The organism is Streptomyces sp. NPDC093149 (genome assembly GCF_044754145.1).
GTDB lineage: Bacteria > Actinomycetota > Actinomycetes > Streptomycetales > Streptomycetaceae > Streptomyces.
Genome location: NZ_JBIVON010000008.1, coordinates 94,008 through 118,227 on the forward strand (window position 1 = coordinate 94,008; position 24,220 = coordinate 118,227).

Genomic DNA, 24,220 nt, shown 5'->3' on the forward strand with positions numbered 1-24,220 from the left:
AGTAGTCGTACCCGCGTAGCCTCACACCCGGGACCTCAGCACGTCGACCTCACAGCCTGGCGCGAACGGGTCGAAGCCGTGCTCGATCAGCCAGCGAACTGCCAGCAGGCTTCGCAACGACCACCACGCGTGGATCACGTCGAGGTCGATGTCGGTGCCGTAGCCGGCGAGGAAGTCGTCGAGGTGGTCCTCGTGTCCCAGCGTGAAGGTGGCGAGGTCGTACAGAGCATCACCTTGGCCCGCCTCGGACCAATCGATAATGCCCGTCACCTCGTCGCCGTCGACGAAGACGTGCGCGATCTGCAGGTCGCCGTGCGTGAACGCCGGAGTCCACGGCCGGAGCGCGGCCTCGGCGACCTGACGGTTACGGGTGACCAGGTCAGCGGGCAGGAGGCCGTTCGTCACGAGCAACTCGCACTCGTCGTCGAGTTCCGTCGCCAGCGCGACGATGCTCCGCCCGGCCCGGCCGGGCCGGGGCGGCAGCGGCGCGTCGTGCAGCTTCCGGATGGCGGCGCCCGCCGCGGCCCACGCCGCCGACGACCCGGTCGACGGCCTGCCGAGGCGCCCGAGCGTCGCCCCTGGGAGCGTAGCGACCGCGAGCACGGGCGGCTTGCGCCACAGGACCTGCGGGGTCGGGACCGGCGCGAGGGACATCGCCTCGACTTCGGCGTCGATACGCGCCTGATCGGCGTCCACCTTCAGGAACACGTCGCCGACGCGCAGGGTCGCACGCTCGGAATGGGCGACGACGACTTCGACCTCATCCATGGGCGACCAGTATCCCGGAGGTGATCACCGACGTCGCCAGATTATCGCATGCGACTACGCAACTGGCCGCGTCCCACCACCCGACAGCCTCATACGCGACACTGACCCTTGACCAGGTCAAGCCCACTACGTCAGGAGTCCTGAGCCGCTACCAGCAGGATCCGGTCCTCCACGGTCAGGCTCCACGGTCGGTAGTCCTCCGGCCGTAGACCGTGATCTTCATGCCCGTGCGGCTTGTCGCCGGTAGTGGCTGGCCTGGGACCGGGCTTGGTGGTGGCGTCGCCAGTGGGACCAGCCGATCCGGTGGGCCGTGGCGTGGACGGACTGGACGACCAGGGTGATGAAGAGTCGCTGGATTCCGTTGCAGGTGAGCGGTATGGGTGCGGGGTGGCGGGTCTCGTCGGCGCGTACGACGGCGAGGAAGGCGTGGGCGAGCATGGCCAGGGTGACCCAGCGGGACCAGGAGTAGCGGCGGACCTGGTACTTGTCCGGTCCGGCCAATCCCTTGCCGGACCGGGACGTCTCTTCCACGGTGCCGGGCGTGGGTTGTGTGTCAGTGGAGGGTGGTTGCATGTGGGTCATGTCTGATGATCTGCGTGGTGACGGTGCTGACTCCGGGCTTGTGGATGTGGGTGGGTGTTTGGCGGATCCGGGGTTCTTGGTGAACGCCGAGCCGGGGGAGGTATCGGGGCTGGTGTGTACCGATTCGGGGTCTGCGGGGCGGTCGGTGCAGGTGGTGTGCCGGATGTTGGCGCGTCTGCACCGGGATGCCGGGGCGGGGGTGCGGCGGCAGTTGCTGGCGTTGGATGCGGCCCGATATGGGGAGCGGGAGCTGTCGGCGCGGATCAACGCCGTCCCGGTCAAGGACGAACCTGTGGCTCGGTGGGAGGTGCAGTGGGCCACAGGCGGCATGGTCGACCGCCACATCTCGCAGCCCCTGTCCGGTCACACGGACTCGGTCAATGGCGTGGCGACGGGGGTGTTGGCGGGCCGTCCGGTCGCCGTCACCGGCAGCGACGACGGGACGGTGCGGGTGTGGGACCTGGCTACCGGCCAGGCGGTCGGTGCACCCCTCACCGGCCACACGGACATGGTGTTGACGGTGGCGACGGCCGTGGTGAAGGAACGCCAAGTTGCCGTCACCGGCAGCGACGACGGGACGGTGCGGGTGTGGGACCTGGCTACCGGCCAGGCGGTCGGTGCACCCCTCACCGGCCACACCGGCTCGGTGGTGGCGGTGGCAACGGGAGCGGTGGACGGCTGCCCGGTCGCCGTCACCGGCAGCAGCGGCGGGTCAGTGCGGGTGTGGGATCTGGCCACCCGCCAACCGCTCAGGGAACCCTTCACCGGCCACACGCGTGGGGTGTTGGCGGTGGCGACGGCGGTGGTGGACAGGCGTCCGGTCGCCATCACCAGCAGTTGGGATGAGACAGTGCGGGTATGGGACCTCGTCACCGGCCAGGTCGGCGAACTCCCCAGCGGCCACACCGGCCCGGTGCTGGCGGTGGCGGCAGCGGTGGTGGGGGGCCGCCCGGTTGCCGTTACCGGCGGCGACGACGGGACGGTGCGGGTGTGGGATCTGGCCACCCGCCAACCGCTCGGGGAACCCCTCACCGGCCACACGCGTGGGGTGTGGGCGGTGGCGACGGCGGTGGTGGACGGCCGCCCGGTCGCCGTCACCGGTAGCTGGGACGAGAAGGTGCGGGTATGGGATCTGCCCACCGGCCAACAGGTCGGCGAGCCGTTGACCGGTCACACCAGCGGGGTGTTGGCGGTGGCAACGGCGGTCGTAAACGGCCGTCCGGTCGCCGTCACCGGCAGCGATGACAACACGGCGCGGGTGTGGGAATGGGCCGCTGGCACGGTCGGCAACCCCCTCACCGGCCACACCAGCGAGGTAAATGCGACGGCGACGGCGGTGATGGACGGCCGCCCGGTCGCCGTTACCGGCAGCTGGGACGGGTCGGTGCGGGTGTGGGACGTTGCCACCGGCCAACCGGTTGGTGAGCCCTTCACCGGCCACACCGAAGCGGTGGTGACGGTGGCGACGGCAGTGTTGGAGGGCCGTGCGGTTGCCGTCACCGGCAGCAACGACAACACGGCGCGAGTATGGGACCTCGCCACCGGCCGGCCCGTCGGCAAACCCCTCAGCGATCACACCGAAGCGGTGGTGGCGGTGGCGACGGCGGTGGTGGAGGGCCGCCCGGTCGCTGTCACCGGCAGCTGGGACGGGTCGGTGCGGGTATGGGACGTGGCCACCGGCCAACCGGTTGGCGAGCCCTTCACCGGCCACACCGAAGCGGTGGTGGCAGTGGCGACAACGGTGATGGACAGCCGCCCGGTCGTCCTCACCGGCAGCTGGGACGGGCTGGTGCAGGTGTGGGACGTGGCCACCGGCCAACCGGTTGGCAAGCCCTTCACCGGCCACACCGAAGCGGTGGTGGCAGTGGCGACAACGGTGATGGACAGCCGCCCGGTCGCCGTCACCGGCAGCAGCGATGGAAAGGTACGGGTGTGGGATCTGCCCACCGGCCAACAGATCGGCGAGCCGTTGACCGGTCACGCCGGCGGGGTGAGGGCGGTGGCGACGACGGTCGTGGACGGTCGTCCGGTCGCCGTCACCGGCAGCGATGACAACACGGCGCGAGTATGGGACCTGGCCACCGGCCGACTCGAGGAACGGGAGTTGGTGTTTCCAACAGGGGTGAACGCTGTGACCGTTTCCCCGGACGGTCGTCTGGTGGTGGGGTTCGGCCATGAGGTGGCAGTGCTCACCCGCTGCTGACCAGGTCCCTGCGCGGTGCGTCCCGGGGTGTCCGCCACACGGTAGCCCACGCCTCGGTCGCGTCGACGTCAGCTGTTCGGGGTGGTGATGAGGCAGGAAGCCGCAGGCTGGTCGGCCAGCCCGTGGGTTCCTGCCCCACGTGCGTACGCCCGCATCCGGACCTTTCCAGAGCCCGGAACCAGAGTGAGCTCATGGGATCGGGCGCATCGTTGGTTGGTGCGTGCCGGGTTCCGGGTGCCGGGCGGAGCCTGGCATGAGGCAATGGTTCACACGAAGGGGGGTTCACTCCAAGGCGTCGCCGACGAAGACGGCCCAGGCCAGCTCACGGCTGAGTGCGGAGGCCCTGATGTGCTGCCGAGAACGGGCCCACCTCCTCGCCCACGGCGATAACCCCGGGGGCCGGGCCAGGTCCTGACTCGTACCCGACGTCGGGCCGAGCACTCGCCGGCAGGGCCGTGCGCTCGCGCAGCCGAGGCGCCGGAAGGCGGCGACCTTGAGTCGGCGCATCTCGTCGCAATGGGGACAGGGACACGACGTCACATGCCCGAGACCGGAGAACCGGACCGATCCCGAACATGCAGTGACCCTGGCCCGTGCATGGCTGCCCCGTCCTCTGACCGCTGCCGCCGGACTGTACATCCGGCGGACCCCGCTTGAGTGACTTGGGCAGGGACGTGTGGTCACGTATGAGCATCACCGGCCTCACGGGCACGATGAGCTGCTGCCGGGATTTCACCGCCTGGGATGCCCGTCATGTCGTCGACGTGGAAGCGGAGAGCAACGACGCGCAGGCTCGGGCAGGAACCAGATCAATGGCGACGCCGTCGAAGGAGCAATTGAGCTGCTGAAAGGCCTGGCCGTGACGAAATCCAGCATGTATCTGCTCGCCGCATCCGCTGCGCTTGCCCTCGCCGTGGTCGGCTGCGACTCAGGGTCCACACCGGTCGCCGCCGGAGGCGGTGCCACAGCAGAGGCAGCCCGATGGTCCGAACCGGATCGGTATTCATTCCGGCTTCTCTCCGAGTCCGGAGAGCGGGGCGGCCTTGGAGAGTACCGGATCACCGTGGGGAACGGGACGGTCGTCAAGGCGATCGGCCTCGACGAGCCGGCCCGGCGTACCGTCAAGGAGAATCCGCAGGATGTCCCAACGCTTGGCAGTCTCCTCACTGACGTGCAGAAGGCCCGTGCAGGCCAGGCTGAGGTCGCGGAGGCGGTATTTGCCGCAGATGGACACCCCACTGAGATTCACATCGACTGGCTGGCGAATGCCATCGATGACGAGGCCGACTACCTCATCACCGAGTACCGCGAACTCCCCTGACCGGCGCCCCAAACGTCCAGGTCTGCAAGCAGTGATGGCTGCGCACCGTCCGCTGCGCAGCCATCGGCCATGCACGGGCCAGGGTCATTGCATGCGCGCTCCTCCTGGACACAGCCATCGATACAGGGAACCTTGCCGTCCTTGATCGCCCCAAGAATGACAACAGTGCCCAGCTCATCCCTATCCAGGATCTCGCAGCCGCCCGCACGGAGTGCGACTGCGACAGCATTCGCGAGTCCTTCCACCGCCCTCACGCCGTTGGTGCACTGCTGGTTGTCGATGTCGAAGGCGCGGACCTCCCATTCGTGCGGTTCGTGACGAGGAGGTCCGAGCGGCCGGCGACGACTGGGGCTTCATCGGGGACCCGGAGTCGGCCGTGCCCACTGTTCGCGCGGCGAACGCGATGTGGGAGGAGCTCCCGGCAGAGGAAGACATGCCCCGTCGGCGACTCCTGTCCTGGGCCAAGGAGACGCCCTCACAGCGACGTCGTACGCTTGAAAGGAGCGTCTGCCGACCAACGGCCGAAGCCCTGCGTCGGGTCTCCCCCATCGCAGCGGCATTGGCGAGCGGTCGAGCGACACCTCTGACGAGCGACGCCGATCTCCGCATCCTGAGGCTGCGGTTGAAGTATCGGGTGGGTTGATATGCCGTCAGGGCGCCCCTCTGCGTTGCGACAAACATCCTTCAAGGCTCAGCACCAGCCGTGCGTTTCAGCCAAGGAAGTGAAACATGCCTCTGCAAGTCGAAGAGCGTATCCGAGTTTCCGCCACACGCCCCTGGGCGCCGCACGCCGACGGCGTGGTCGGCGCCTACCTCGCTGAGCTGATCGGGACCTTCATCCTGGTCTTCGCCATAACCGCCACCGCCACCTCCGCCGGACTGGCACACACCATCGCCGGACCGGCCTACGGCTCGCTGGCCATCGTCCTGGCCAACGGGATGGCGCTGGCCGCGCTGGTCGGGGGCCTCGCCCACGTCTCCAGCGCGCACTTCAACCCGGCCGTCACCGTGGCATTGGCTGTCATCCGCAGGTTCTCGTGGCGGCATGTCCCCGGCTATATCGCTGTCCAGATGACCGGGGGGATCCTCGGCGCTCTCGCCACCTGGGCCATTCACGGCAACGCCGCTCGGGCCACCACGCACCTCGGTGCCACCAACCCGGCGCCCGGGGTGGGCGATGGCCGTGCCCTGGTCGTCGAGATCCTGATCACCTTCGTACTGGTCCTCGTGGTGACCGCCGCGGTCACCGATAAGCGGTTTCCGGCCCCCATTGCCCCGGTCGTGGTCGGCTTCGCCCTCGCCGCGGCGGTCTTCATCGGCGGCCCCAGTGACGGGGCCGCGGTCAACCCCGCCCGCGGTCTTGGCCCGATGATCGCGGCCGGCTCGTTCAGCGGCTGGTGGGTGAGCCTGGTAGGCCCTGTGGTCGGTGGTGTCCTCGCCGCGGTGCTCTACGACCGATTCGTCCGTCGGGGCCAGCCCTCAGCAGTTGAGCAGGTGTCCAAGCCCCGTATCGCCGGCAGTGGACAAGCACGCAGTCGGCGTGTGCGGTAGGCCCGGACCGGCGTACGCGGCACCAAGGGCGCTACGACCGTTGCTCGATCCACCAGAGGACCGGCGCATCCGGGCTCAGCCCGGCGAAGACGTCCTCGCACACAGTCCCCACTCCGGGCCGACCAGCAGCCCCAGGCCGGGTAGATGCGCCGCCTGTGCGTGACGCTTGTTGCGTCCAGCCTGAGTCATCCGGCAAGCAGGCGGGCCCGGCGAACAAGTGGCTAAGGGCCGTCCACCATCCCGGAACAAAGCTGCACTTCCACAGCTCCTGGAGGTCATCGCCATGGCTCTGATCGTGTCCGGCAATCCCTTTACCCGTAGCAGAGATGACGCCCCTGCGCGATGGCTGCTCGATATCCTGTGGCTGGTTCTGGCCAGCGGCGAGGAAACCAACGGTGAGTACTCCGTCATCGAACAGTTCATGCCGGTCGGGTCCGGCCCACCTCCGCACATTCACCCGTTCGAGGACGAGGCGTTTTACGTCCTGTCCGGCGAGATGACAGCCATCATCGGTGGGCAGAAAGCAGTCCTCGGGCCGGGTAGCCTGGGCCACCTCCCGCGGAACGTGATGCACGAGTTCAAGGTGACGGGGACGGAAGTCTGTCACTGCCTCAACTACTACACCCCGGCCGGATTCGAGCAGGCCATTCTGGGGTGCTCCCGGCCGGCGGAGCGCCGCGAGTTGCCCCCGCCCGGCCTGGATGCGCCGGACTCCGCGCAGGTTGTGAGGTTCTTCAACAACTACTGGGTTGCGCCGGCCGACCTTTCGTGGGCCAAGCAGAAGTGGTCACGCGGCTGAGCGGTGTTCCAGGTTCCGTACGGCGCCCCCCACTACGGCGTCGGCACACCGCACGGTGACAGCATCTACGAACATCGCGGCTTCGCGGCGCACTCCTTCGACCGCGGTCTTGTCGATGCTCTACCCGAAGGCCGGCGCCTGGCGAAGGTGCACGCCTTCGAGGAGGGGCTCAGGGCCTGCACCGGTAGCGGCCGGGGCAGGCTGGTCATTCGGTGGGGGTCGGGCCGGTGATCCAGCGGGCGGCGAGGAGCCCGGAGGCGGCGGTGAGGACGGCTGCGGCGATGACGGTGGCGTTGAGGCCGAGGGCGTCGGCGAGAATGCCGGCGACCAGCGCGCCGGCTGCGTAGCCGATGTCGCGCCAGAAGCGGTAGGTGCCCAGTGCGTTGGCCCGCCAGGCAGGATGGGCGTGGTCGGAGACGGACGCGATGAGGGCCGGGTAGACCATGGCCGTGCCCAGGCCGAGGAAGACCGCCGAGAGGACGCCCGCGAGCAGCGGGCGGTCGAGCAGGGCGAGGGCGAGAACGAAACCCACGGCCTGGACGAGCATGCCGCTGACGATGAGGGGTTTGCGGCCGATGCGGTCGGCGAGGTGACCGGTGGGGATCTGCCCGATGCCCCACAGGATCGGGTAGAGGCCCTTGATCAGGCCGATGGCGGCCAGGCCCAGTCCGTGGTCGGTGAACAGTAGAGGGAAGACTCCCCAGGTCAGGCCGTCGTTGAGGTTGTTGATCAGGCCCGCCTGGCTGGCGCCGCGCAGGGAGCGGTCGTGCCAGGAGGTGCGGGTGAACGTGGCTTTCAGTCCGGTGTCCTCGCCGGTCGGCAGCGGCTTGGTGTGGTGGGCGAGTTCAAGGGCGACGTGGGCCGCGGTGTCGCGGACGGCCAGGGCCAGGGCGAGGCCGGCGATGACGAAGACGACACCGATGAGTTCGGGGACGGGGCGCAGGCCGTAGCCGGTGGCGAGGTAGCCGGTGAGCAGGGCGGTGACGCCGACCGCGGTGTAACCCGCGGCCTCGTTCAGTCCGGTGGCGAGCCCGCGCCGGGAGGGGCCGACGAGGTCGATCTTCATGTTGACGGTCATCGACCAGGTCAGGCCCTGGTTGAGGCCGAGCAGCACGTTGGCGGCGACGATCCAGCCCCAGTGCGGTGCGTAGGCGAGGGTGAAGGGGACGGGGATGCCGAGCAGCCAGCCGGCCACCAGGAGCTGCTTGCGGCGGAAGCGGGCTGTGAGGGCGCCGGCGGCGAGGTTGGTGAACGCCTTGGTGAGACCGAAGGCGATGATGAAGGAGAAGACGGCCAGGTCGCTGGTCAGGCCGAACGTCTCGGAGCCGATGAGCGGGACGGTGGTGCGTTCCAGGCCGACCAGGCCGCCGACGCAGACGTTGACGATGACCAGCAGGGTGAACTGGAGCCAGTTCTCTCGCAGGCCCAGTTGCACACGCCGCCCGGAGGCGTCGGTCGAAGTGGTGGGGGACGTGGCGTTCACGAGTGCGCGTCCTCCGTGTGCTGGACGGGCTGCCGGCCGCGGGCGGTGGCGTACTGGTCCGGCCCGCCGTCCAGGACCGCGAGGTCGGTGCGCCCGGCGCGTTCCAGCAGGCCGGCGGCGGTCATGGCCAGGGCGCGTCCGTCGCCGGGATCGAGCGGGTAGGCGCTGTTGCCGAGCCCTTCGTCGACGAGCGGGGTGAGGTGATCGTCCACGGAGCCCACGGCGTCCTCCAAGATCTCGGGAAGGGGGTAGTCATGCCCCAAAGATTCAACTACGATAATCCATGGATTTATGGAGGATTCCATGTCGGAGAGCATGAAGAGCGCGACGAAGGCCAGGCTGTATGACGCGTTCGCGGCCAGCGGAAAGGCGCTGGCCAGCGGAAAGCGTCTGGAGTTGCTGGATCTGCTCGCCCAGGGCGAGCGCACGGTGGACGCGCTCGCGAAGGCGGCCGGGCTGAACCTGACCACCGCGTCCGCGCACCTGCAGACCCTCAAGCAGGCCGGGTTCGTCGCGACCCGCCGTGAAGGCGTGCGCATCCACTACCGGATCGCCGGCGACGACGTCGCCCAGCTCTTCGCCCTGCTGCGCAAGGTCGCGGACCGCCACCAGACGGCCGTGCCCCCCGCGCGCGACGCCTACCTCGGCCCGGACACGACCGACGAGATGGGCCGCGAGGAACTACGCGCCCGCGTCGCCGCGGGAGACGTCGTCGTGCTCGATGTGCGACCTGCGGAGGAGTACCACGCCGGGCACATCCCCGGTGCACTCTCCATCCCCGTTCAGGAGCTGGCCGACCGGATCGACGAACTGCCCGAGGACACCGAGATCGTCGTCTACTGCCGCGGCGAATACTGCGTCCTGGCCTACGACGCCGTACGGCTGCTGACCGACCGCGGCCGCCGCGCGATCCGCCTCAACGACGGCATGCTGGAGTGGCGTCTGTCCGAACTGCCCGTCGACGCGGCGGAGCTGACATGAGCGGCCCCGACCGCACGCTCCCGCCGCACCCGGGCCTCGCCGACGGCCCCGTGTACCTGGACTCCAACGCCACCACCCCGGTCGACCCGCGGGTGACCGAGGCGATGCGGCCGCACCTGACGGACTTCTTCGGCAACCCCTCCAGCAGCCATCCCTTCTCCAAGGTGCCGCGGCGGGCGCTCGATCAGGCCCGCGCCCAGGTCGCCGACCTGATCGGCGCCCGGCCCGGCGAGGTCGTCTTCACCTCCTCCGGATCCGAGGCAGACCTGCTCGCGCTGCGCGGCGCGGTCCTCGCCTCCGCCCACCCGAGCCCGCACGTGATCACCCAGGCCACCGAGCACCCGGCCGTGCTGGAGACGGTGTCCGCGCTGGAACGGCTGCACGGCGCACGCGTCACGGTGCTGCCCGTCGACAGCCACGGACTCCTCGCCCCGGCGGCGCTGGCCGGAGCGCTCACCGAGGACACGGTGCTCGTGTCGGTGATGGCAGCGAACAACGAGACCGGCGCCCTCCAGCCGGTCACCGAACTCGCCGCCCTCGCCCACGAGCACAATGCGCTGTTCCACTGCGACGCCGCCCAAGCCGCGGGCAAGATCCCCCTCGACATCGACGAGCTGGGTGTGGACCTGCTCACGATCGTGGGGCACAAGATGTACGCGCCCAAGGGCGCCGCCGCCCTGTACGTACGTGATGGCGTACGGCTGGAGCCGGTCGTCTACGGCGGCGGGCAGGAACGCGGCCTGCGCGCGGGCACCGAAAACGTGGCCTTGGCCGTCGCGCTCGGGACCGCCGCCCAGCTCGCCGTCGACGACCTCGCCACCGGCGCCCCGGCTCGTCTCGCAGCCCTGCGCAACGACCTCCACCAGCGACTGGCGACGGCCCTGCCGGGCCGGGTCCACATCAACGGGCCGGAGAAACATCGGCTGCCGAACACGCTCAACGTCAGCGTAGAGGGTGCCCTGGGGCACGAACTGCTCGCCGCGGCCGGCGAGATCGCGGCTTCGACCGGCTCGGCGTGCCACAGCGGCACCCACACGCCCTCACCCGTCCTGACCGCCATGGGCCTTGAGCCGACCCGCGCGCTCGGGGCGCTGCGACTGTCCCTCGGGCGGTGGACCACGCCGAAGGACATCGAGACGGCAGCAGCGGCCCTTGTCGGGGCGGCCGGCGCGCAGTGACCGGACCACCCGTCGCCGCCTTCCTCGCCACCCACCCGCGCGTGGCCCTCGTCAACTACCCAGGCCGGCCACCGGCGAGCAGAAGCAGATCGTGCACACACAGATGCGCGGCGGCGACATGCTCGGCGGCAGCATGCTCAGCGTCGTCCTGGACGCGGACGCCGAACAGACCGCCGCGGTGGTGGGCCGGCTGCGCCTGTTCGCCATCCCTCCCAGCCTCGGCGGCGTCGAGTTCCTGGTGCTGCGACCGGAAAGGTTCACCGGCTCGCGACGCCCGGCACGGCACCTCGCCGCGTTGTCGCATCACCCGAGTACGTCCAGCACGAGGGCGATCCTCCGCCTTGCGACCCACCGCACCGGACGCCGCGAGCCTCCCGGCAAACCTTTCCGGCCACAGCACCGGTCACCCAGCCCATCACCACCACCCATCACGGCCTGGACCTGGCCGAGCGCACCAAAAACGAGGTATCGCCGACAGCATGATCCGCCTGCCCATCGGCCTCGAAGAGCCGACGACCTGATCGCCGACCTCGCCCAAGCCCTCGAAGCCGACTGAACACACCCCGTGCACCGGCCCGCGGCACTGCTCACTCGGCGCCGGGCCGGTGAACGACAGCCCGGCGCCCAGCGGAGACCGGCGCCGGACGCAGACCACCGTGCCCGTCGACGGCCTTCCCTCCTGTCCTGCATCACTCACTGCCGCTCCGGAAAGAGACATGACCGGTACTGCGCCCGTCGGCACGACGGCCTCCATACCCGACCCCACCCAGGCACAACGCCGCATCCTGCGCGTCCTTGTCGCCTCCCAGATCCTCAGCGGCGCCGGCCTGGCCGCCGGCGTGACCGTCGGCGCCCTCCTCGCCCAGGACATGCTCGGCTCGACCAGCCTCGCCGGGCTTCCCAGCGCCCTGTTCACCGCCGGGTCCGCGCTGGCCGCCGTCGCCGTAGGCCGCATCTCCCAGGCCCGCGGCCGCCGCCCCGGCCTCGCGACCGGCTACCTCACCGGAGCGATCGGCTCCGCCGGTGTCATCGCCGCCGCCATCCTGGACAACCCGGTACTGCTGTTCATCGCCCTGTTCGTCTACGGCGCGGGCACCGCAACCAACCTCCAGGCGCGCTACGCCGGAGCCGATCTCGCCGCCCCCGGCCACCGCGCCCGGGCCGTCTCCACCGTCCTGGTGGCCACCACCCTCGGCGGCGTCGCCGGCCCCAACCTCGCCGCCCCCACCGGCGTCCTCGCCGAAACCCTCGGCATGCCCGACCTCGCCGGCCCCTTCATCCTCTCCGGCGCCGCGTACGCCCTGGCCGCCCTCGTCCTCGCCCTCTGGCTGCGCCCCGACCCACTGCTCCTGGCCCATACCATCGCCGAGTCCAAGGACACCGGCGCCGCAACTGCCCCGGCCGCCACCGGCAGCGCCGACACGAACGGCGGCCGCGGAGGCGTCGTCCTCGGCGCACTGGTCATGGTCCTCACCCAGCTCGTCATGGTCGCGATCATGACCATGACGCCGGTCCACATGCACGACCACGGCCACGGCACCGCCGCCTCCGGCCTCGTCATCGCCATCCACATAGGCGCCATGTACCTGCCCTCACCGCTCACCGGCTGGCTCGTCGACCGCTACGGCCGTATGAAGATCGCCGCATCCTCGGGAATCACCCTCCTCGGCGCCGGCATCCTCGCAGCCGCCGCGCCCGGTGACTCCGTCGCGCTCCTCGCGCTCGCCCTGGCTCTGCTGGGGCTGGGCTGGAACTTCGGCCTCGTGTCCGGCACCGCGATCATCACCGACACCGTCCCGCTCGCCACCCGCGCCAAGACCCAGGGCACGGTCGACGTCTCCATCGCCATCGCCGGCGCCACCGGCGGCATGGCCTCCGGCATCATGGTCGCCGCCACCAGCTACCCCGCTCTCGCCCTCACCGGCGGCATCCTCTCCCTCGCCCTCCTGCCCGCTGTCGCCGCCACCGCCTACCGACGATGAGCCCCATGAACCCCGAGATCCCAGCGCCGGACATCACCGTCGACGGCACCGACCTGCTCTGCGTCACCCTCCTGCTCCGCCTTCGCCAGGAGATCGACGGCGCCAGACCCGGCACTGTCGTCCACGTCATCGCCACCGACCCGGCCGCACCGCTCGACCTCCCCGCCTGGTGCCACATGACCGGCCACCACTACCTCGGCCCCGTCCCCGGCATCGAGCGGCCGACGTACGCACTCCAACTGGCCGCTGGCGCGCTTCCCACCCGATCCGACGCCCCCTGGCACCCAGACACCCCGTAGCCTCTGGCATCACTGGGCGCACTCGCCGCATCGCGCTCGGCAATCAGCTCCTCTCCCAGTGGAAGGCCTGACGCCGAACTCAGCTCAACACTCTGAACTTGACAGAGAAGTTGGCCAGGTCAGGAGGTGACCGGCGTCGCCACACCTCGCGGCCGAGGGCGCGGCACTGACATCCAGCAACGGGGCGACGACGGCTGGCTGCGGGCCCGGCCCGCACGCACGCGCCTCGTATCCACGCGCGCGGCTGATGCCCTGAATGTGACATATATGGCGTGAGTGGAAACATGGGATATGTGGCAGTTGGTGCTGGCGAGAACTTCTTTGCTGAACCCTCTGCTGGGAGGGCTCAGGCAGGCGAGAGGAGTGCATCATGATCGCCAAGCTGCTCGGCAAGCTGTCCTTCACCCGCCACTACGGTGCGTACGGGGAACACGACTGGGGTGCGTAAGGGGCGACTACCGGGTCTGACAGCACTGCCGGCGGGAGCCCCCGGGCGCCCGTCGGCTTCTGGTCACGTTGCCGACAATTTCGGCCCGGACAGGTACGAGAGCCAGGGGCGATCCCATGGGCCGGATGAATGAGCCGCCGCGGTTGCCCGAAGGCAGCTTCGCGGCCTGGAGCCGCGACCGGCTGACGCTGGCGCGCCGTGGCGCTGTCGAGTGCGGGGACGTCTGGCAACTGGAGCCGGGTGTCTACGTAGCGGCCACGGCCGGGCCGTGTGAAGCAGTTCTGCGCCGCGCGCAGGACTTCCCCAAACCACCCTCGCCACTCTTCCCGTCGTTGAAGCGGTCGAGCGGAGCACCGACGCCTGAGGAGCGTGCGCACGCTCACGCCGCCCGCATGCGCGGACTACGCCCGCAGGCGGTTGCAGCCCGGATCGGTGAGATAGCGCCCAGCACCGCTCGATTTGCTGACCAGTGGCCCACGGACCAGGACGTCGAGATTCTGCCCCCGGTCCGGCACGCCCTGGCGGAGATCGGCGTGCGCTACCTCTTCTCCGAGGACGCTCCCACTCTGCTGCCCTTCGCCTCGCAGCTCTTCCTGGCCCGGGAGGTGCTCGTACGCCCCTCGCGCTGGGTATGGCCGCGCTGGGTCCCCACACCGGCACGGCGGTTCCGTACACGGCAGCAAGTCGCCTTCGTCGACGCTTTGCTGCCCATCGTCCGCCGACGCCGTTCATCGGGCCTGCTCGGTGACGACGTGCTGGGACAGATGCTCCGGCCCTCCTCCCGCTACGGCCTACTGCCGGAAGAGGCCGTCCTCGACCCTCTCCCCGGAATCACCCTCGCCACCTTCGAGACACCTTCCCGGGCAGCCGGATGGATTCTGCTCAACCTGGCCCGGTACCCCCAGGCAGCGGGCCGCGTCGCGGCCGAAGCCGCCTTGCTGCCCGCGGACCCGGCCGCGACGACCAGCACCCACCTCGACAGCCTGCAATACACCCAGGCACTGGTCCGCGAGGTGCTCCGACTGCACCCCCCGAGCTGGCTACTGACCCGGCGCGCCACGCGGCGGACCCAGCTCGCCGACTACACCATCGACGCCGGGTCCACCGTTCTTGTCTGCCCCTACACCGCCCACCGCGACGCACGGGAGCACCCCGAGCCGGACCGGTTCCAGCCCGAGCGTTGGCTCGATGATTCGGGCTCGCCGGCGAAACCCGGGGTCTTTCTCTCCTTCGGTACCGGGCCGCATGGCTGCGAAGGAGCCGCTCTGGCCATGGCGATGCTGACGCTCCTGACCGCGCAGACCGCCCGCCGATACCACTTGAGCGAGCCGCCCGGACCAGAACCCAGCTACCAGCTCGCCACCTTCGAAGGTCTCACAACTGTCGGCTTGCGCCTGCGTGCCACCTCGCGCAGCTGAGAGCAGTCCCGCTTTCAGTGACAGGCCGCCTCCACGGCGAACTCGCCCGTCTCGACTGAGGTCCGGGCTCCGTGCCGGGCGTTGCGCCCGGTCACGATGACGGACGTTCCGGCATCAACCAGCCCCATGGCGACCGCCCGGCCGATGCCGAACGCAGCAGCGGTGACCGAGGCGGAAGTGGGACGCAGGTCCGGGCTGCGACACCCGCGCCCAGGGGACATCCGAGCACCACAGACCGTGGCTGTCGCGGGTATTGGCGGCCGAGAGGGAGGTGCCGGTCCAGGACTTCCGCCCAGTGGTGCAGGGCTACGGAGCCGGTGGTGTCGGCCTGTGCGCCCGTCCTTTCCCGAGCACGATCAACACGTCGAGATCAATGCCTGCTCTCCAGCAGGTCCTTGAGCTTCTCCAGGTCGGTGCGGACTGTGTCCTCGATCGCATGGACCTGGGCGAATCCCTTCGGGCCCCCGAAGGTCGCCCGCACGGTGTCCGGGTCGTACTCCAGCCGGACTTGCAGCTGGGTGTGTTGGTCGTCCAGCGGGTTCACGGCGAAGGCTGCCTTCAGGTCCGGGCTGTCCACCGTGCAGTCCATCACCTGGCCCTTGCCGCGATCGGTGATACGTGTCTCGAAAGCCTGCTCGTCGTCCCCGATCCGGACGTCGAGATGGGCTCGGCTGCTGCCTTCCGCGGCGGCACTCTTCACGCCCTCCATGAACATCGGATACTCATCGATGCGGTGCAGTTGCGCCCAGACCTCCTGCGCCGGGACATCGACGTTGACCTGTTCTTCGAGCCTGCTCATCGGGAGCCTCGCTTCCCGGCCCGGCCGCCCGGGCCATCGGTACCTCCAGCCTGCTCTGCTGCCCGCCCTCCGGCCACCCAGCCCGGTTCTGTCTCAATGCCCGCGATCCGGTCACGCTCGGTGGGTGCATGTATCCGTTCGTCGTTATTCCAGGTCAGGGCGCGGAACTTGAAGCCTGCGACAACACGCTGTTGATCGCCGAGCACGCCGAGTCCTACGACAAGGTCTTCGACTGCGCCGACGCGATGCCGCAGCTCCCTGAGGTACCCGACCCGATGTCCACCCCCGGGAATCGAATCAGGCCCCTCTCGACGAACCGGGTCGTCATCTCATCGAACTCAGGCGAGGACTGGGACGGCTGTTGTGGGAACCGAGTGGTCCGCCGGATCCGCTCCACGGCCACTGACCAGATGTCCTCGGCAATATGCGTGTCGCTGTCTCCAGCGGACCGGAGGCCTCCCCCGCCTGGAACGCGCCGTGGACCCCACGACGAAGTCCGGACTCGTCGTGCCGGGCCGCCACGTCATCGCGAGCGGGTTCCGGCGCGCCGGAACCACCCGCATCGCTTGGCCATCTGGGCAGGCACGGCGTCAGCAGGCAGACCGTGGCGCAGGCCCTCGCGGGCGCCGCCGTGAACTCCACGCAGGCCCACCGCGTCGCGCCTCCCGGCGAGCGGCGCACCGCCGAACTCATCCGCGAACTCGCCGACCGACCGACGGCCGGCAAGGCCCTCCTCAAGGCACTGGAAGACGAGATCGAACAGTTGGTCACCGCCCACCCTGACGGGGCCCGCATCCGCCGCCCGGCGGGAAATGGGGGGCTGGCCTCCCGGGCGACGGCGGCCGGGACTCAACCGTCCCTTCGGGTGGGACGTCCCGCTTTCTCCCGGAAACACGTGGGACGGAATCTTCGTCCGAAGGCCAGGAAACGCTGAGCGACACAGGGTCTCACTCAGCCGATCCTGAAGACACCCTCATAGGAGAGTCCATGAATCGCATGATCCAGCGCAGCCTCGTGACCGCGGTTGCGGCGATCGCGATGCTGCCCGCCGCAGTCGTTTCCGCCGACACCGCCGCCGCGCAGCAGCGACACACGGCGCCTCACCAGCAGATGACCCACCGGCGCACGGCCCCGCCCCAGCTGTGGGCGCCGAGTCACTCCACGCCCCGGCCCGTCACCTGCACCGGCTACGTCCAGGGCCGTGTGGTAACCCGTCACATGCCGCTCAGGATCCGCTCCGGCCCGGGCACGGGGTACCGGGTCATCGGCACGCTGCGTCCCGCCAGCACGGTCCACATCCCCTGCAAGAAGTACGGGCGCAACGTCCGCGGCAACCACCTCTGGTACAAGCTCTCCCACAACAAGGGCTACATCTCCGCCCGCTACGTCCGCAACGTGAGCGCCGTCCCCTGGTGCTGAGCCGCTGTGCCCGCCCGTCCCGCTCACGGGGCGGGCGGGCCCGTTCCACGAAGCTCACGAGCAAGCGAGGAGACCCCATGTCCCTTTCCCTTCCGTCCGATCCGGGCCGCAGATCCGTTCTCGGCCTCGGAGCTGCGGTCGCACTGGCCGCCACATTCCCCGCCGGCAGGGCAGAGGCCCAGCCGAGGGACCAGCCGGCCGACCTGGCGCCGGCGGGCAAGCCGTGGCTCCAGGGTGTACGGCTGCACCACTCCACGGTGCTTCAGTCCTTCGCCTTCGACGAGCGGCACGGCCACATGTACGCGCTCCAGGTCATGGAGGGCGGCGTCCGGCTGCCGGGTGAGCCGCGCGCGTACACCCGTGCCGAGCGCGCGGCCCGCGGCGACATGTGCCTGAACCGGCTCACCATGGGCGGCGCGCTCACCGGCGATATGTACCTGCTGGGCTTCGGTCACGGCAGCGCCCTCGGTGTGGAGGACGCGGCCCGCCGTGCCGGCGCTCTGTGGACGGAGTGGGACGCACAGCCGGGCTCCGGCAACGGCCGCGGTATCTGCCGCTTCACCTTCACCGCGGGCCGGGTGCTGACCCGCGCCAGCCGCACGATTGCCACGTATCGCCCGCTCCCCGGCACCACGAACAACCAGGTGGCCCTCGACCCTGCGCACGACCGGCTGCTGCTGCGGTACAGGGTGGGCGGCATGCCGCGCTACGGGGTGTACGGGCTCAATCAGTTCGCGGCCGGGGTTTTCCGGCCCGTCATCGACTTCGCCCAGCCCGGCGCCGAACTGGGGCTCCCCTTCCAGGGCATGGCGCTGTACGGCCCGTACGCCTACCAGTTGCTCGGCCACGGATACGGCGCTGACAACCCTGCCGGCTCGGCCGGCGACGTCCGCCTGTTCCGTATCGACGTTCGTACCGGACGCGTGGTGCAGCAGGTGCTGGACCACACTGCGAGAGGGCTCTACCCGCGCGAGCCGGAGGGCCTGGCTGTGCTGCGCCGGGGCGGGCCCTGGCTGTGCCTTGGCTTCACCCAGGGCCAACCTTCGCACCGCACCTTCTCCTTGTACTACAAGCCGATCGCCCGATGACTCCGGCCGCGCGTGTGGCCGCCCCGACCCCAGGGCACACATCACGCGATCCGGAATGAACCGGATGCCTGAGAGAAGGATTGGGAACGGCATGAAGGAGCAAGCGACGGCTCGCCGGCAGCAACTGCCCGACTCACTCGGCCCCGACGGGCTGCTGCTGGTGGAGCGGCTGCGTGACCTCAAACAGCAGACCGGGCTGAGCCTGGCCGCGCTGGCCACACGCACCGCCCACAGCAAATCCTCATGGCATCGATATCTCAACGGCGTCAAGCTCCCGCCGCGTACCGCTGTCGAGGCGCTGGGGCGACTCGGCGGCACGGAGATGGCGCCGCTGGTCGCCCTGTGGGAGAACGCCTGCCGGGCCGAGACCAGACCACTGAGCACGGCGCCCCAGCCCCCTGCGCCGCGGCTGCCGCTCGACGCAACTGCCCGGACGCGACGGCTGCGGACGGCCGTCGTGCTGGCCGTCTCCGCCACGCTGGGCGCCGTGGCCTGCGCCGTGGGTGCCCCGGCCCTGTCGGGCGGCAGCCCGGAGCGGCAAGCGGCGACCTGCCGCATGGAAAGCTGCCGGGGCCAGTATCCGAGCTCCTCCCACTGCGACCGGGATGCCCGCACTGAGAGCACCGTCACCGAGGATGCCTACGCCGTACGACTCCGGTTCAGCCCGTCCTGCGCCACCGTCTGGTCCGAGGTGGAGACGGACACGCGCGATGGCGCCCTGGAGGTCTCGATCCGATCCGGAGCGGACGAGCTGCTCGCCTCGCGCCGGGACAGGGTGACGCACGGCAAAAGCAGCCCGATGCTGCCCGCGACCAGCCCGAAGGGGGCCGAGGCATGCGTCGAGGTGGCGGACCGACTCGCCTGCACCGGGGCCGTACGGCTCTCCGCGGATCTGTCGGAGGCCCGCTGAGGCTCTCCTCCACCCATGTGCCTTGTGCGGGTGGGCCCTTGAAGCTTTCATGAAGCCCTACGGCGGAGGATGCGGCGGGTAGATCCGGGTACCGACGCCCGACAGGCTGTTCTCCGCCGCCTGGCCGGTGTGCCAGCGGGATCAAGATCGCCTGATACGACCGACCAGCCATGACGAGGCCCCGGCAACCCACCGGGGAGCCCACCGACCACATCGCTGGTGTTCTGGTACAGCGTCCGCTCCAGCTCGGCCCGGCACCACGGCCCAGGTCTCCCCCGTGTCGCCTCCAGCGGGTATCCGGCCGCTCGCAGGGAGCGGCAAACCGGGGCCGTCCTTGCGGCAGGCCCGGAGCAAGTCGAAGCTGATCGGCTGGACGGCGAGGACGACCGACCTGGTCGTTCGCCTGTCAGGCCCCTTTCACCGGTCCCACTCGGAGCAGAACCCGGTCTACTTGGTGACTCCCAGCTTCTCCCCCGCTGTCCCTGCCACGCCGAAGACCTCATCTGTGCAGGTGGGACTAGCTTTCAGAAGTGGATCAAGACCGTGTGGTGGGCTCGGACGCTCCCGGGGCAGGCTGACCACCAAGCTGCACTTGGCGGTTGAGCAGGCCCGGAAGCCGATGTTGCTGGTGATCATGGGCGGGCAGTGTGGAGACTCCCCGCAGTTCCAGGTTGCCCTCGGCCGCATCCGCGTGCCCGGCTCGGATCCGGTCGGCCTCGTACTCGGCCGGACAAGGTCCGCGCCGACAAGACGTACGGCTCCCGAGCGAACCGCGCCTACCTGCGTCGACGAGGGATCCGCTGCACTATCCCGGTGAAGCTCGATCAGATTGCCAACCGCAAGAAGCGCGGCTCTCGCGGTGGCCGTCCGCCGAAGTTCGGCCCGGCCGACTACAAAGAGCGCCATGCGGTGGAGTGCGGGATCAATCGCCTCGAACGCCACCGCGCGGTCGCCACGAGATATGACGAGCTTGCCGTCCGCTACGCAGCGACCGTCCTGGTCGCAGCCATCAACGAGTGGCTGTGACGGGGTGGTGGCGGGCGCATCACTGTGCTGGTGACCACGGGACCCAGGGAAGGGCCTCACGCCAACCGGGTCGCCCATAGGCCCAGCCCTGAAGCACCTCAGCCACAGGTTCTACCGCGAAGACCGAATCCTCGTGGGGTACCCATGCCTGGAAGTGCCTGTCCGGCCCTCCGTCACGGTATTCCACCTGGTAGCTCAGGTCGTCGTTGAGATAGACCTGCATGTAATGCTGGTCGACAGGTTCCAGGTCGAGTCGCTTCACGATGACAAACCGCCACGTAAGGGTCATGTCGGCCAGCAAGTCGTGTAGCTGTTCCTCGGACGGGTCGTCCCAGGTCGTCCCATTAGCCTCAATCGCTTGGATCACTGGTGCTGCCATGCAGGTGACTGTAGTAACCGATCAAGCTCTCGACCTTGGTGGGTTCGGTCTCTGAAACATGCCCTACATGCAATACCGGTGATTTAGGTGTTTTTCTGGCGCTTGCTGGTTGGTTTGGTGGGTGGGACCAGTGTGATTGCTGCTGCGGACGGTCGGGGTGTGTTGCGGTGGTGGGTGTGTTTGAGGCGCCAGTTGGGGCCATCTTGCGTTTGATGACACGGGGGTTGGAACGTTGCATGCGGGGTGGCAGGAGTCGTTCTAACAGCTCACGGATGGCGTGAGTCAGGGACCGACTGAGTCGTGGGCGGAGGGTGCCGCCCGGTCGGTGAGGTGGCGGCGAGCGATGCGAAGGGGGCGGGCGAAGGACAGCCTGTCGGGGTCGAGGCCGGCTTGGTGAACGGTGTGGTGCATGACGTCCCATCACCCGCATCAACCTGTCCAATCAGTTCCAGGACGGGCCCCGTCTCCTGGACCTGCACAAAATCACCGTCACACCATTGCCCGGAGCGCCCGCCCGCGCCCTGGAGCGGCTGAAGGACCGTGGGACAGTTATTCAATGACAAGCCCCCGAGCAGGTGGAGAACTGTCGGATCGGGGTGTTCGCGACGTACGCGACCCGGCGGGGGCACACGCTGATTGATCGGGAACTGTATCTGCCCGAGTGCTGGACTGGTGATCGAGTCCACTGCGAGGTGGCGCATGTCCCGGCCGAGCGAAGGCCGGCCCGCCGGTCATGCGGCGGTGGCGGCCAGCAGGAGGTCGAAGGCGTCATTCGCCTCGCGGAGCACCGCCGTCGCGTCGTGGCTGCCGAGGCGCCAAGCCGCCTGGTAGCAGGCGATGGTCAACTGGGCGGCGAGGACGGCGGTGGCCGGCGGGGTGCCGTGGTCGATCAGGTACTTCTCGAGGAGGTCGGCGTAGTGCCGGGTCTTACGGGTGTGGCGGTCTTCGAGCTCGGGGTGCTGCTTGACCAGACGGTGGTAAACCGCGTAGTGGCCGGGGTTGCGGGCGGCCTCGGTGCAGATCGCGAGCAGCAGTCGCCGAGATGTGGCCAGTGCCTGCGCGAGATCCTGGAGCGGCTCGGCGGGCGCATCGTGCATGGCCGCGGTGAGCGCGCGCAGGAAGTCGTCCTCGGTGGAGAAGACGACTTCCTGCTTGTCGCCGAAGTAGCGGAAGAAGGTGGTGCGGCCGATCTCGGCCTGCTGGGCGATCTCGTCCACGGTGACGACATCGAACCCCCGCTCCATGAAGAGCGCGAAGGCCGTCTCGATGATCCGCTCCCGGGTCTGGCGGCGTTTACGGTCCCGCAATGACTCCACCGGAACCGTGTTCGTGTTCATTCGGCCAGGATATCCGCCCGTCCCGCCCGGCGGTCAGCGTCGACGAGGCGGGCGGCCTCGCGCCACAGCTCCTCCTCGCGGGCCTCGTCGTGCGACTCCGGCGACGACGGGACGTTGCGGCCGCGATCGAGGTAGGACCCGGTCCGGGCGGTCAGCCCGGTCAGGATCGTCTCAGCGAGCCGGGCGCCCGCCTGCTGCGGCGTCATGCCCCGGCCGAGGAATCGCTGAAGCTGGAAGAATCCGTTGAGCACGCCCCGCACGGGCCCCGGGGCGTGGCGGAAGAAATCGGTGCCCGCGACGAGCGCCGGGTTGTAGGAGTAGACGCCGATACTCTCGGGCAGGCGGCGGGCCAGCGCGTGGGCCAGGTAGATGACGCCGAGTTTGCTGGTCGCGTACGCCCGCCCGGCCTGCCGCGCGCCACCGGCACGAGGCGTGGCCAGTCGTTCCGGCGTCTCCCAGCGCGGCGGCGGCGTGGCGCCGAGCGTATAGCGGAACCGCCCGAAGTGGCAGTCGCTCGACGTAAGCACGACCCAGCCCGGACCGGTAAACCGGGGCAGCAGCTCCCTGACGAGCAGATAGTGGGACAGCACATTGACCCCGAAGGTCATCTCGTACCCGTCCGTGGTGCGCTTCTCGGTCGTCGTGACCGTCAGGCCGGCGTTGCCGAGATAGCCACCGAGTGGCGGCAGGTACCCGGTGTCGAGCCCACGCAGAATCTCCTCCACCGCCCGCCTGATCTCGGCGAGCGAAGCGAGGTCACAATCCACGCCTGTGACCGCGGAAACGCCGGTGGCCTCAGCGAGTTCCGCAGCGAGGCGTTCGCCGCGGCGGGCCAGCACGACGTAGTGGTTCTGCGGCCGTTCCCGCATCAGCAACTCGACGGACTCGCGGCCGAAACCGCGGGTCACTCCGGTCAACACGATGGTCCGGCTATCCATGGCAGACTCCTCGGTATCGAGTTCCAAATGGTACTCGATACCGTAACGTCTCGGCGCGGCGCGGTGGACGGCTCGCCGCCGAACCGTGCGTGGGGGGGCAGCCGGCGCGAGCGGAGAGCGCCTGGAGCAGCAATCCGGCGAGATGGCGGCAGGCGTCGGGGCCGAGTGCGCCCTGCAGGCCCGCGTCGGCCGCGGCGTAGGGATCCCGACCGGCGGCCAGCAGTCGCATGCCATCTTCGGTGATGTGGAGCTCGGTGGTGCGGCCGCGACCTGCTTCGGTGCGCCGCTCGACGGCCCCCCGTTCCTCAAGCCGGCGGACGGCGACCTGGGCGCTCTGCACTGTAATCCCCGCCGGGCGCCCCAACTCTCTGCAGGAGAAGCCAGGTTCGCGGCGCAGATGTCCGAGAGCGGCGAGGTGCCGCAGGGTGTATCCGGTCGGTTTCAGTGCCTGCTCGACGTCGTCGCGCACGCGCCTGTCGAGGGCTGCGAGCAGGAAGGCTGACGCAGCGCCATCCGGGCATCGCGGTGGAGCCCAATGTTCTGTTCGTCGATGAGGGTTCGGTCCTCACATCAGCCGGCGTCGCGGGAGGCATCGACCTGTGCCTTCACATCGTCCGGGCGCGACCTCGGCGTGAGCGTGGCGAACGACATCGTCCGCCGTCTGGTGACGGCGCCCTATCGGAGCGGCGGCCAGGCTCAGCACCTTCCCCGAAGCAGCCCGGCACCGCATGGCGACACGCTCGCAGCGACCCGAGAGTAGGCACTGACACGCCTGCACGAACCGCCCGCAGTCACCGATCTCGCGACGCACGCACGGATGTCGCTACGCACCTTCATGCGCCGCTTCGCCGAGGAGACCGGCGAGACGCCGCCGCAGTGGGGCCTCCGTGCTCGAGTCGACTCTGCCCGAGCACTCCTGGAAGCCACGAAGCTCCCGGTCGATCAGATCGCCGAGCGCGTCGGATCGGGAACCGGATCCGACCTCCGCCTGCATTTTCGGAGAATCCTCGACGTGTCGCGTCCGAGTATCGGGCCGCGTTCTCCGGACGGACGATTCCGACTCCGTGTGCGGGAGCTCCTGGCGCTCGGCAGGTGCCGTCGGAAAAGCGCGCGCAGGGGCGTCGGCCCGTACTGCGGGGGTGCTCGATGGAAAGCGGCGGGCAGATCGCCGGGAACCATTGCCGCTTCGTGAGCAATGAGTAACGCCGCTCGCGTCGGCGACCTGCCATCAATGGTGGAGCCGGCCGGAGCCGACGCCATGGATCGCGTCGGCTCCAGCGCGGCAGTGCCTCCGGTCGCCAAGCGGGGGTC

The 24,220-nt window shown here is 69.5% G+C and carries 24 protein-coding genes and 2 pseudogenes; 17 read left to right on the forward strand and 9 right to left on the reverse strand.

Annotated features, from left to right (window positions below; all coding sequences use genetic code 11):
* Positions 1-21: 21 nt before the first annotated feature.
* Both ACIQCZ_RS24095 and ACIQCZ_RS24100 read right to left on the reverse strand, forming a co-directional pair.
* Positions 22-768, reverse strand: a complete 747-nt coding sequence (locus tag ACIQCZ_RS24095; RefSeq protein WP_402284751.1) for a phosphotransferase family protein — start codon at positions 766-768, stop codon at positions 22-24.
* Positions 769-987: 219 nt separating this feature from the next.
* Positions 988-1,299, reverse strand: a pseudogene (locus ACIQCZ_RS24100) (IS701 family transposase); the annotation flags it as partial.
* 214 nt (positions 1,300-1,513) lie between these two features.
* Here ACIQCZ_RS24100 and ACIQCZ_RS24105 point away from each other — a divergent pair.
* The 5 genes from ACIQCZ_RS24105 (at position 1,514) to ACIQCZ_RS24125 (ending at position 7,224) form a co-directional block, all read left to right on the forward strand.
* On the forward strand, positions 1,514-3,553 hold the full coding sequence (locus ACIQCZ_RS24105) for a WD40 repeat domain-containing protein (RefSeq protein ID WP_402284752.1): 2,040 nt from the start codon (positions 1,514-1,516) through the stop codon (positions 3,551-3,553).
* A 686-nt stretch (positions 3,554-4,239) separates the two neighbouring features.
* A complete protein-coding gene (locus ACIQCZ_RS24110; protein ID WP_402284753.1) occupies positions 4,240-4,401 on the forward strand; it encodes a hypothetical protein in 162 nt (53 codons plus the stop codon).
* A 26-nt stretch (positions 4,402-4,427) separates the two neighbouring features.
* Complete coding sequence (locus tag ACIQCZ_RS24115; protein ID WP_402284754.1) at positions 4,428-4,874, forward strand: DUF6174 domain-containing protein; 447 nt, start codon at positions 4,428-4,430, stop codon at positions 4,872-4,874.
* 729 nt (positions 4,875-5,603) lie between these two features.
* On the forward strand, positions 5,604-6,425 hold the full coding sequence (locus tag ACIQCZ_RS24120) for an MIP/aquaporin family protein (RefSeq protein WP_402284755.1): 822 nt from the start codon (positions 5,604-5,606) through the stop codon (positions 6,423-6,425).
* A gap of 283 nt (positions 6,426-6,708) precedes the next feature.
* Complete coding sequence (locus ACIQCZ_RS24125) at positions 6,709-7,224, forward strand: cupin domain-containing protein (RefSeq protein ID WP_402284756.1); 516 nt, start codon at positions 6,709-6,711, stop codon at positions 7,222-7,224.
* A 205-nt stretch (positions 7,225-7,429) separates the two neighbouring features.
* Here the strand turns inward: ACIQCZ_RS24125 and ACIQCZ_RS24130 are convergent, their stop codons facing one another.
* Together ACIQCZ_RS24130 and ACIQCZ_RS24135 are read right to left on the reverse strand one after the other, a co-directional pair.
* Positions 7,430-8,707 (reverse strand): MFS transporter, encoded by a 1,278-nt coding sequence (locus ACIQCZ_RS24130; protein ID WP_402284757.1) that lies wholly within the window; start codon positions 8,705-8,707, stop codon positions 7,430-7,432.
* Positions 8,704-8,970, reverse strand: coding sequence for a hypothetical protein (locus ACIQCZ_RS24135; RefSeq protein WP_402284758.1), 267 nt, complete (start codon positions 8,968-8,970; stop codon positions 8,704-8,706). The genes ACIQCZ_RS24130 and ACIQCZ_RS24135 overlap by 4 nt, the downstream gene beginning before the upstream one ends.
* Before the next feature lie 40 nt (positions 8,971-9,010).
* On the opposite strand from ACIQCZ_RS24135, the gene ACIQCZ_RS24140 reads away from it, so the two are divergent.
* The 6 genes from ACIQCZ_RS24140 (at position 9,011) to ACIQCZ_RS24165 (ending at position 15,013) form a co-directional block, all read left to right on the forward strand.
* Entirely contained in the window at positions 9,011-9,688 is a 678-nt protein-coding gene (locus tag ACIQCZ_RS24140; protein ID WP_402284759.1) for an ArsR/SmtB family transcription factor, read from the forward strand.
* Positions 9,685-10,866, forward strand: coding sequence for a cysteine desulfurase family protein (locus ACIQCZ_RS24145; RefSeq protein ID WP_402284760.1), 1,182 nt, complete (start codon positions 9,685-9,687; stop codon positions 10,864-10,866). Before ACIQCZ_RS24140 ends, ACIQCZ_RS24145 begins: the two co-directional genes overlap by 4 nt.
* Before the next feature lie 91 nt (positions 10,867-10,957).
* A complete protein-coding gene (locus ACIQCZ_RS24150; RefSeq protein WP_402284761.1) occupies positions 10,958-11,422 on the forward strand; it encodes a hypothetical protein in 465 nt (154 codons plus the stop codon).
* A 160-nt stretch (positions 11,423-11,582) separates the two neighbouring features.
* Complete coding sequence (locus tag ACIQCZ_RS24155) at positions 11,583-12,848, forward strand: MFS transporter (protein ID WP_402284762.1); 1,266 nt, start codon at positions 11,583-11,585, stop codon at positions 12,846-12,848.
* Positions 12,849-12,853: 5 nt separating this feature from the next.
* On the forward strand, positions 12,854-13,147 hold the full coding sequence (locus ACIQCZ_RS24160; RefSeq protein WP_402284763.1) for a sulfurtransferase TusA family protein: 294 nt from the start codon (positions 12,854-12,856) through the stop codon (positions 13,145-13,147).
* Between the two features lie 573 nt (positions 13,148-13,720).
* Entirely contained in the window at positions 13,721-15,013 is a 1,293-nt protein-coding gene (locus ACIQCZ_RS24165; RefSeq protein WP_402284764.1) for a cytochrome P450, read from the forward strand.
* Between the two features lie 370 nt (positions 15,014-15,383).
* Here ACIQCZ_RS24165 and ACIQCZ_RS24170 read toward each other — a convergent pair whose 3' ends face one another.
* A complete protein-coding gene (locus tag ACIQCZ_RS24170; RefSeq protein ID WP_402284765.1) occupies positions 15,384-15,812 on the reverse strand; it encodes an SRPBCC family protein in 429 nt (142 codons plus the stop codon).
* 604 nt (positions 15,813-16,416) lie between these two features.
* Here ACIQCZ_RS24170 and ACIQCZ_RS24175 point away from each other — a divergent pair.
* From ACIQCZ_RS24175 to ACIQCZ_RS24195, 5 genes are all read left to right on the forward strand, one after another.
* Positions 16,417-16,746 (forward strand): hypothetical protein, encoded by a 330-nt coding sequence (locus ACIQCZ_RS24175; protein ID WP_402284766.1) that lies wholly within the window; start codon positions 16,417-16,419, stop codon positions 16,744-16,746.
* Positions 16,747-16,799: 53 nt separating this feature from the next.
* Positions 16,800-17,231: an SH3 domain-containing protein gene (locus ACIQCZ_RS24180; protein WP_402284767.1), complete on the forward strand. Its 432-nt coding sequence runs from the start codon at positions 16,800-16,802 to the stop codon at positions 17,229-17,231.
* 77 nt (positions 17,232-17,308) lie between these two features.
* Complete coding sequence (locus ACIQCZ_RS24185) at positions 17,309-18,319, forward strand: teichoic acid biosynthesis protein C (protein WP_402284768.1); 1,011 nt, start codon at positions 17,309-17,311, stop codon at positions 18,317-18,319.
* A 91-nt stretch (positions 18,320-18,410) separates the two neighbouring features.
* Positions 18,411-19,229: a DUF2690 domain-containing protein gene (locus ACIQCZ_RS24190; protein WP_402284769.1), complete on the forward strand. Its 819-nt coding sequence runs from the start codon at positions 18,411-18,413 to the stop codon at positions 19,227-19,229.
* An 813-nt stretch (positions 19,230-20,042) separates the two neighbouring features.
* Entirely contained in the window at positions 20,043-20,255 is a 213-nt protein-coding gene (locus tag ACIQCZ_RS24195) for a hypothetical protein (RefSeq protein ID WP_402284770.1), read from the forward strand.
* A 19-nt stretch (positions 20,256-20,274) separates the two neighbouring features.
* Here the strand turns inward: ACIQCZ_RS24195 and ACIQCZ_RS24200 are convergent, their stop codons facing one another.
* The 4 genes from ACIQCZ_RS24200 to ACIQCZ_RS24215 form a co-directional block, all read right to left on the reverse strand.
* The gene (locus ACIQCZ_RS24200; RefSeq protein ID WP_402284771.1) at positions 20,275-20,634 is read right to left on the reverse strand and encodes a hypothetical protein; all 360 of its coding nucleotides are present in this window, start codon (positions 20,632-20,634) and stop codon (positions 20,275-20,277) included.
* A 731-nt stretch (positions 20,635-21,365) separates the two neighbouring features.
* Positions 21,366-21,971: a TetR/AcrR family transcriptional regulator gene (locus tag ACIQCZ_RS24205; RefSeq protein ID WP_402284772.1), complete on the reverse strand. Its 606-nt coding sequence runs from the start codon at positions 21,969-21,971 to the stop codon at positions 21,366-21,368.
* Positions 21,968-22,909, reverse strand: a complete 942-nt coding sequence (locus ACIQCZ_RS24210; RefSeq protein WP_402284773.1) for an SDR family NAD(P)-dependent oxidoreductase — start codon at positions 22,907-22,909, stop codon at positions 21,968-21,970. Before ACIQCZ_RS24210 ends, ACIQCZ_RS24205 begins: the two co-directional genes overlap by 4 nt.
* Positions 22,902-23,378, reverse strand: a complete 477-nt coding sequence (locus ACIQCZ_RS24215) for a MarR family winged helix-turn-helix transcriptional regulator (protein WP_402284774.1) — start codon at positions 23,376-23,378, stop codon at positions 22,902-22,904. Before ACIQCZ_RS24215 ends, ACIQCZ_RS24210 begins: the two co-directional genes overlap by 8 nt.
* 29 nt (positions 23,379-23,407) lie before the next feature.
* Here ACIQCZ_RS24215 and ACIQCZ_RS24220 point away from each other — a divergent pair.
* Positions 23,408-23,953, forward strand: a pseudogene (locus ACIQCZ_RS24220) (helix-turn-helix domain-containing protein); the annotation flags it as partial.
* Positions 23,954-24,220: the final 267 nt, after the last annotated feature.

What these genes read in the sequence shown, in the direction of transcription:
- ACIQCZ_RS24095 (WP_402284751.1), bottom strand. Translation starts at nt 768, where the DNA reads ATGGATGAGGTCGAAGTCGTCGTCGCCCATTCCGAGCGTGCGACCCTG.
- ACIQCZ_RS24105 (WP_402284752.1), top strand. Translation starts at nt 1,514, where the DNA reads ATGTTGGCGCGTCTGCACCGGGATGCCGGGGCGGGGGTGCGGCGGCAG.
- ACIQCZ_RS24110 (WP_402284753.1), top strand. Translation starts at nt 4,240, where the DNA reads ATGAGCATCACCGGCCTCACGGGCACGATGAGCTGCTGCCGGGATTTC.
- ACIQCZ_RS24115 (WP_402284754.1), top strand. Translation starts at nt 4,428, where the DNA reads ATGTATCTGCTCGCCGCATCCGCTGCGCTTGCCCTCGCCGTGGTCGGC.
- ACIQCZ_RS24120 (WP_402284755.1), top strand. Translation starts at nt 5,604, where the DNA reads ATGCCTCTGCAAGTCGAAGAGCGTATCCGAGTTTCCGCCACACGCCCC.
- ACIQCZ_RS24125 (WP_402284756.1), top strand. Translation starts at nt 6,709, where the DNA reads ATGGCTCTGATCGTGTCCGGCAATCCCTTTACCCGTAGCAGAGATGAC.
- ACIQCZ_RS24140 (WP_402284759.1), top strand. Translation starts at nt 9,011, where the DNA reads ATGTCGGAGAGCATGAAGAGCGCGACGAAGGCCAGGCTGTATGACGCG.
- ACIQCZ_RS24145 (WP_402284760.1), top strand. Translation starts at nt 9,685, where the DNA reads ATGAGCGGCCCCGACCGCACGCTCCCGCCGCACCCGGGCCTCGCCGAC.
- ACIQCZ_RS24155 (WP_402284762.1), top strand. Translation starts at nt 11,583, where the DNA reads ATGACCGGTACTGCGCCCGTCGGCACGACGGCCTCCATACCCGACCCC.
- ACIQCZ_RS24160 (WP_402284763.1), top strand. Translation starts at nt 12,854, where the DNA reads ATGAACCCCGAGATCCCAGCGCCGGACATCACCGTCGACGGCACCGAC.
- ACIQCZ_RS24165 (WP_402284764.1), top strand. Translation starts at nt 13,721, where the DNA reads ATGAATGAGCCGCCGCGGTTGCCCGAAGGCAGCTTCGCGGCCTGGAGC.
- ACIQCZ_RS24170 (WP_402284765.1), bottom strand. Translation starts at nt 15,812, where the DNA reads ATGAGCAGGCTCGAAGAACAGGTCAACGTCGATGTCCCGGCGCAGGAG.
- ACIQCZ_RS24180 (WP_402284767.1), top strand. Translation starts at nt 16,800, where the DNA reads ATGAATCGCATGATCCAGCGCAGCCTCGTGACCGCGGTTGCGGCGATC.
- ACIQCZ_RS24185 (WP_402284768.1), top strand. Translation starts at nt 17,309, where the DNA reads ATGTCCCTTTCCCTTCCGTCCGATCCGGGCCGCAGATCCGTTCTCGGC.
- ACIQCZ_RS24190 (WP_402284769.1), top strand. Translation starts at nt 18,411, where the DNA reads ATGAAGGAGCAAGCGACGGCTCGCCGGCAGCAACTGCCCGACTCACTC.
- ACIQCZ_RS24200 (WP_402284771.1), bottom strand. Translation starts at nt 20,634, where the DNA reads ATGGCAGCACCAGTGATCCAAGCGATTGAGGCTAATGGGACGACCTGG.
- ACIQCZ_RS24205 (WP_402284772.1), bottom strand. Translation starts at nt 21,971, where the DNA reads ATGAACACGAACACGGTTCCGGTGGAGTCATTGCGGGACCGTAAACGC.
- ACIQCZ_RS24210 (WP_402284773.1), bottom strand. Translation starts at nt 22,909, where the DNA reads ATGGATAGCCGGACCATCGTGTTGACCGGAGTGACCCGCGGTTTCGGC.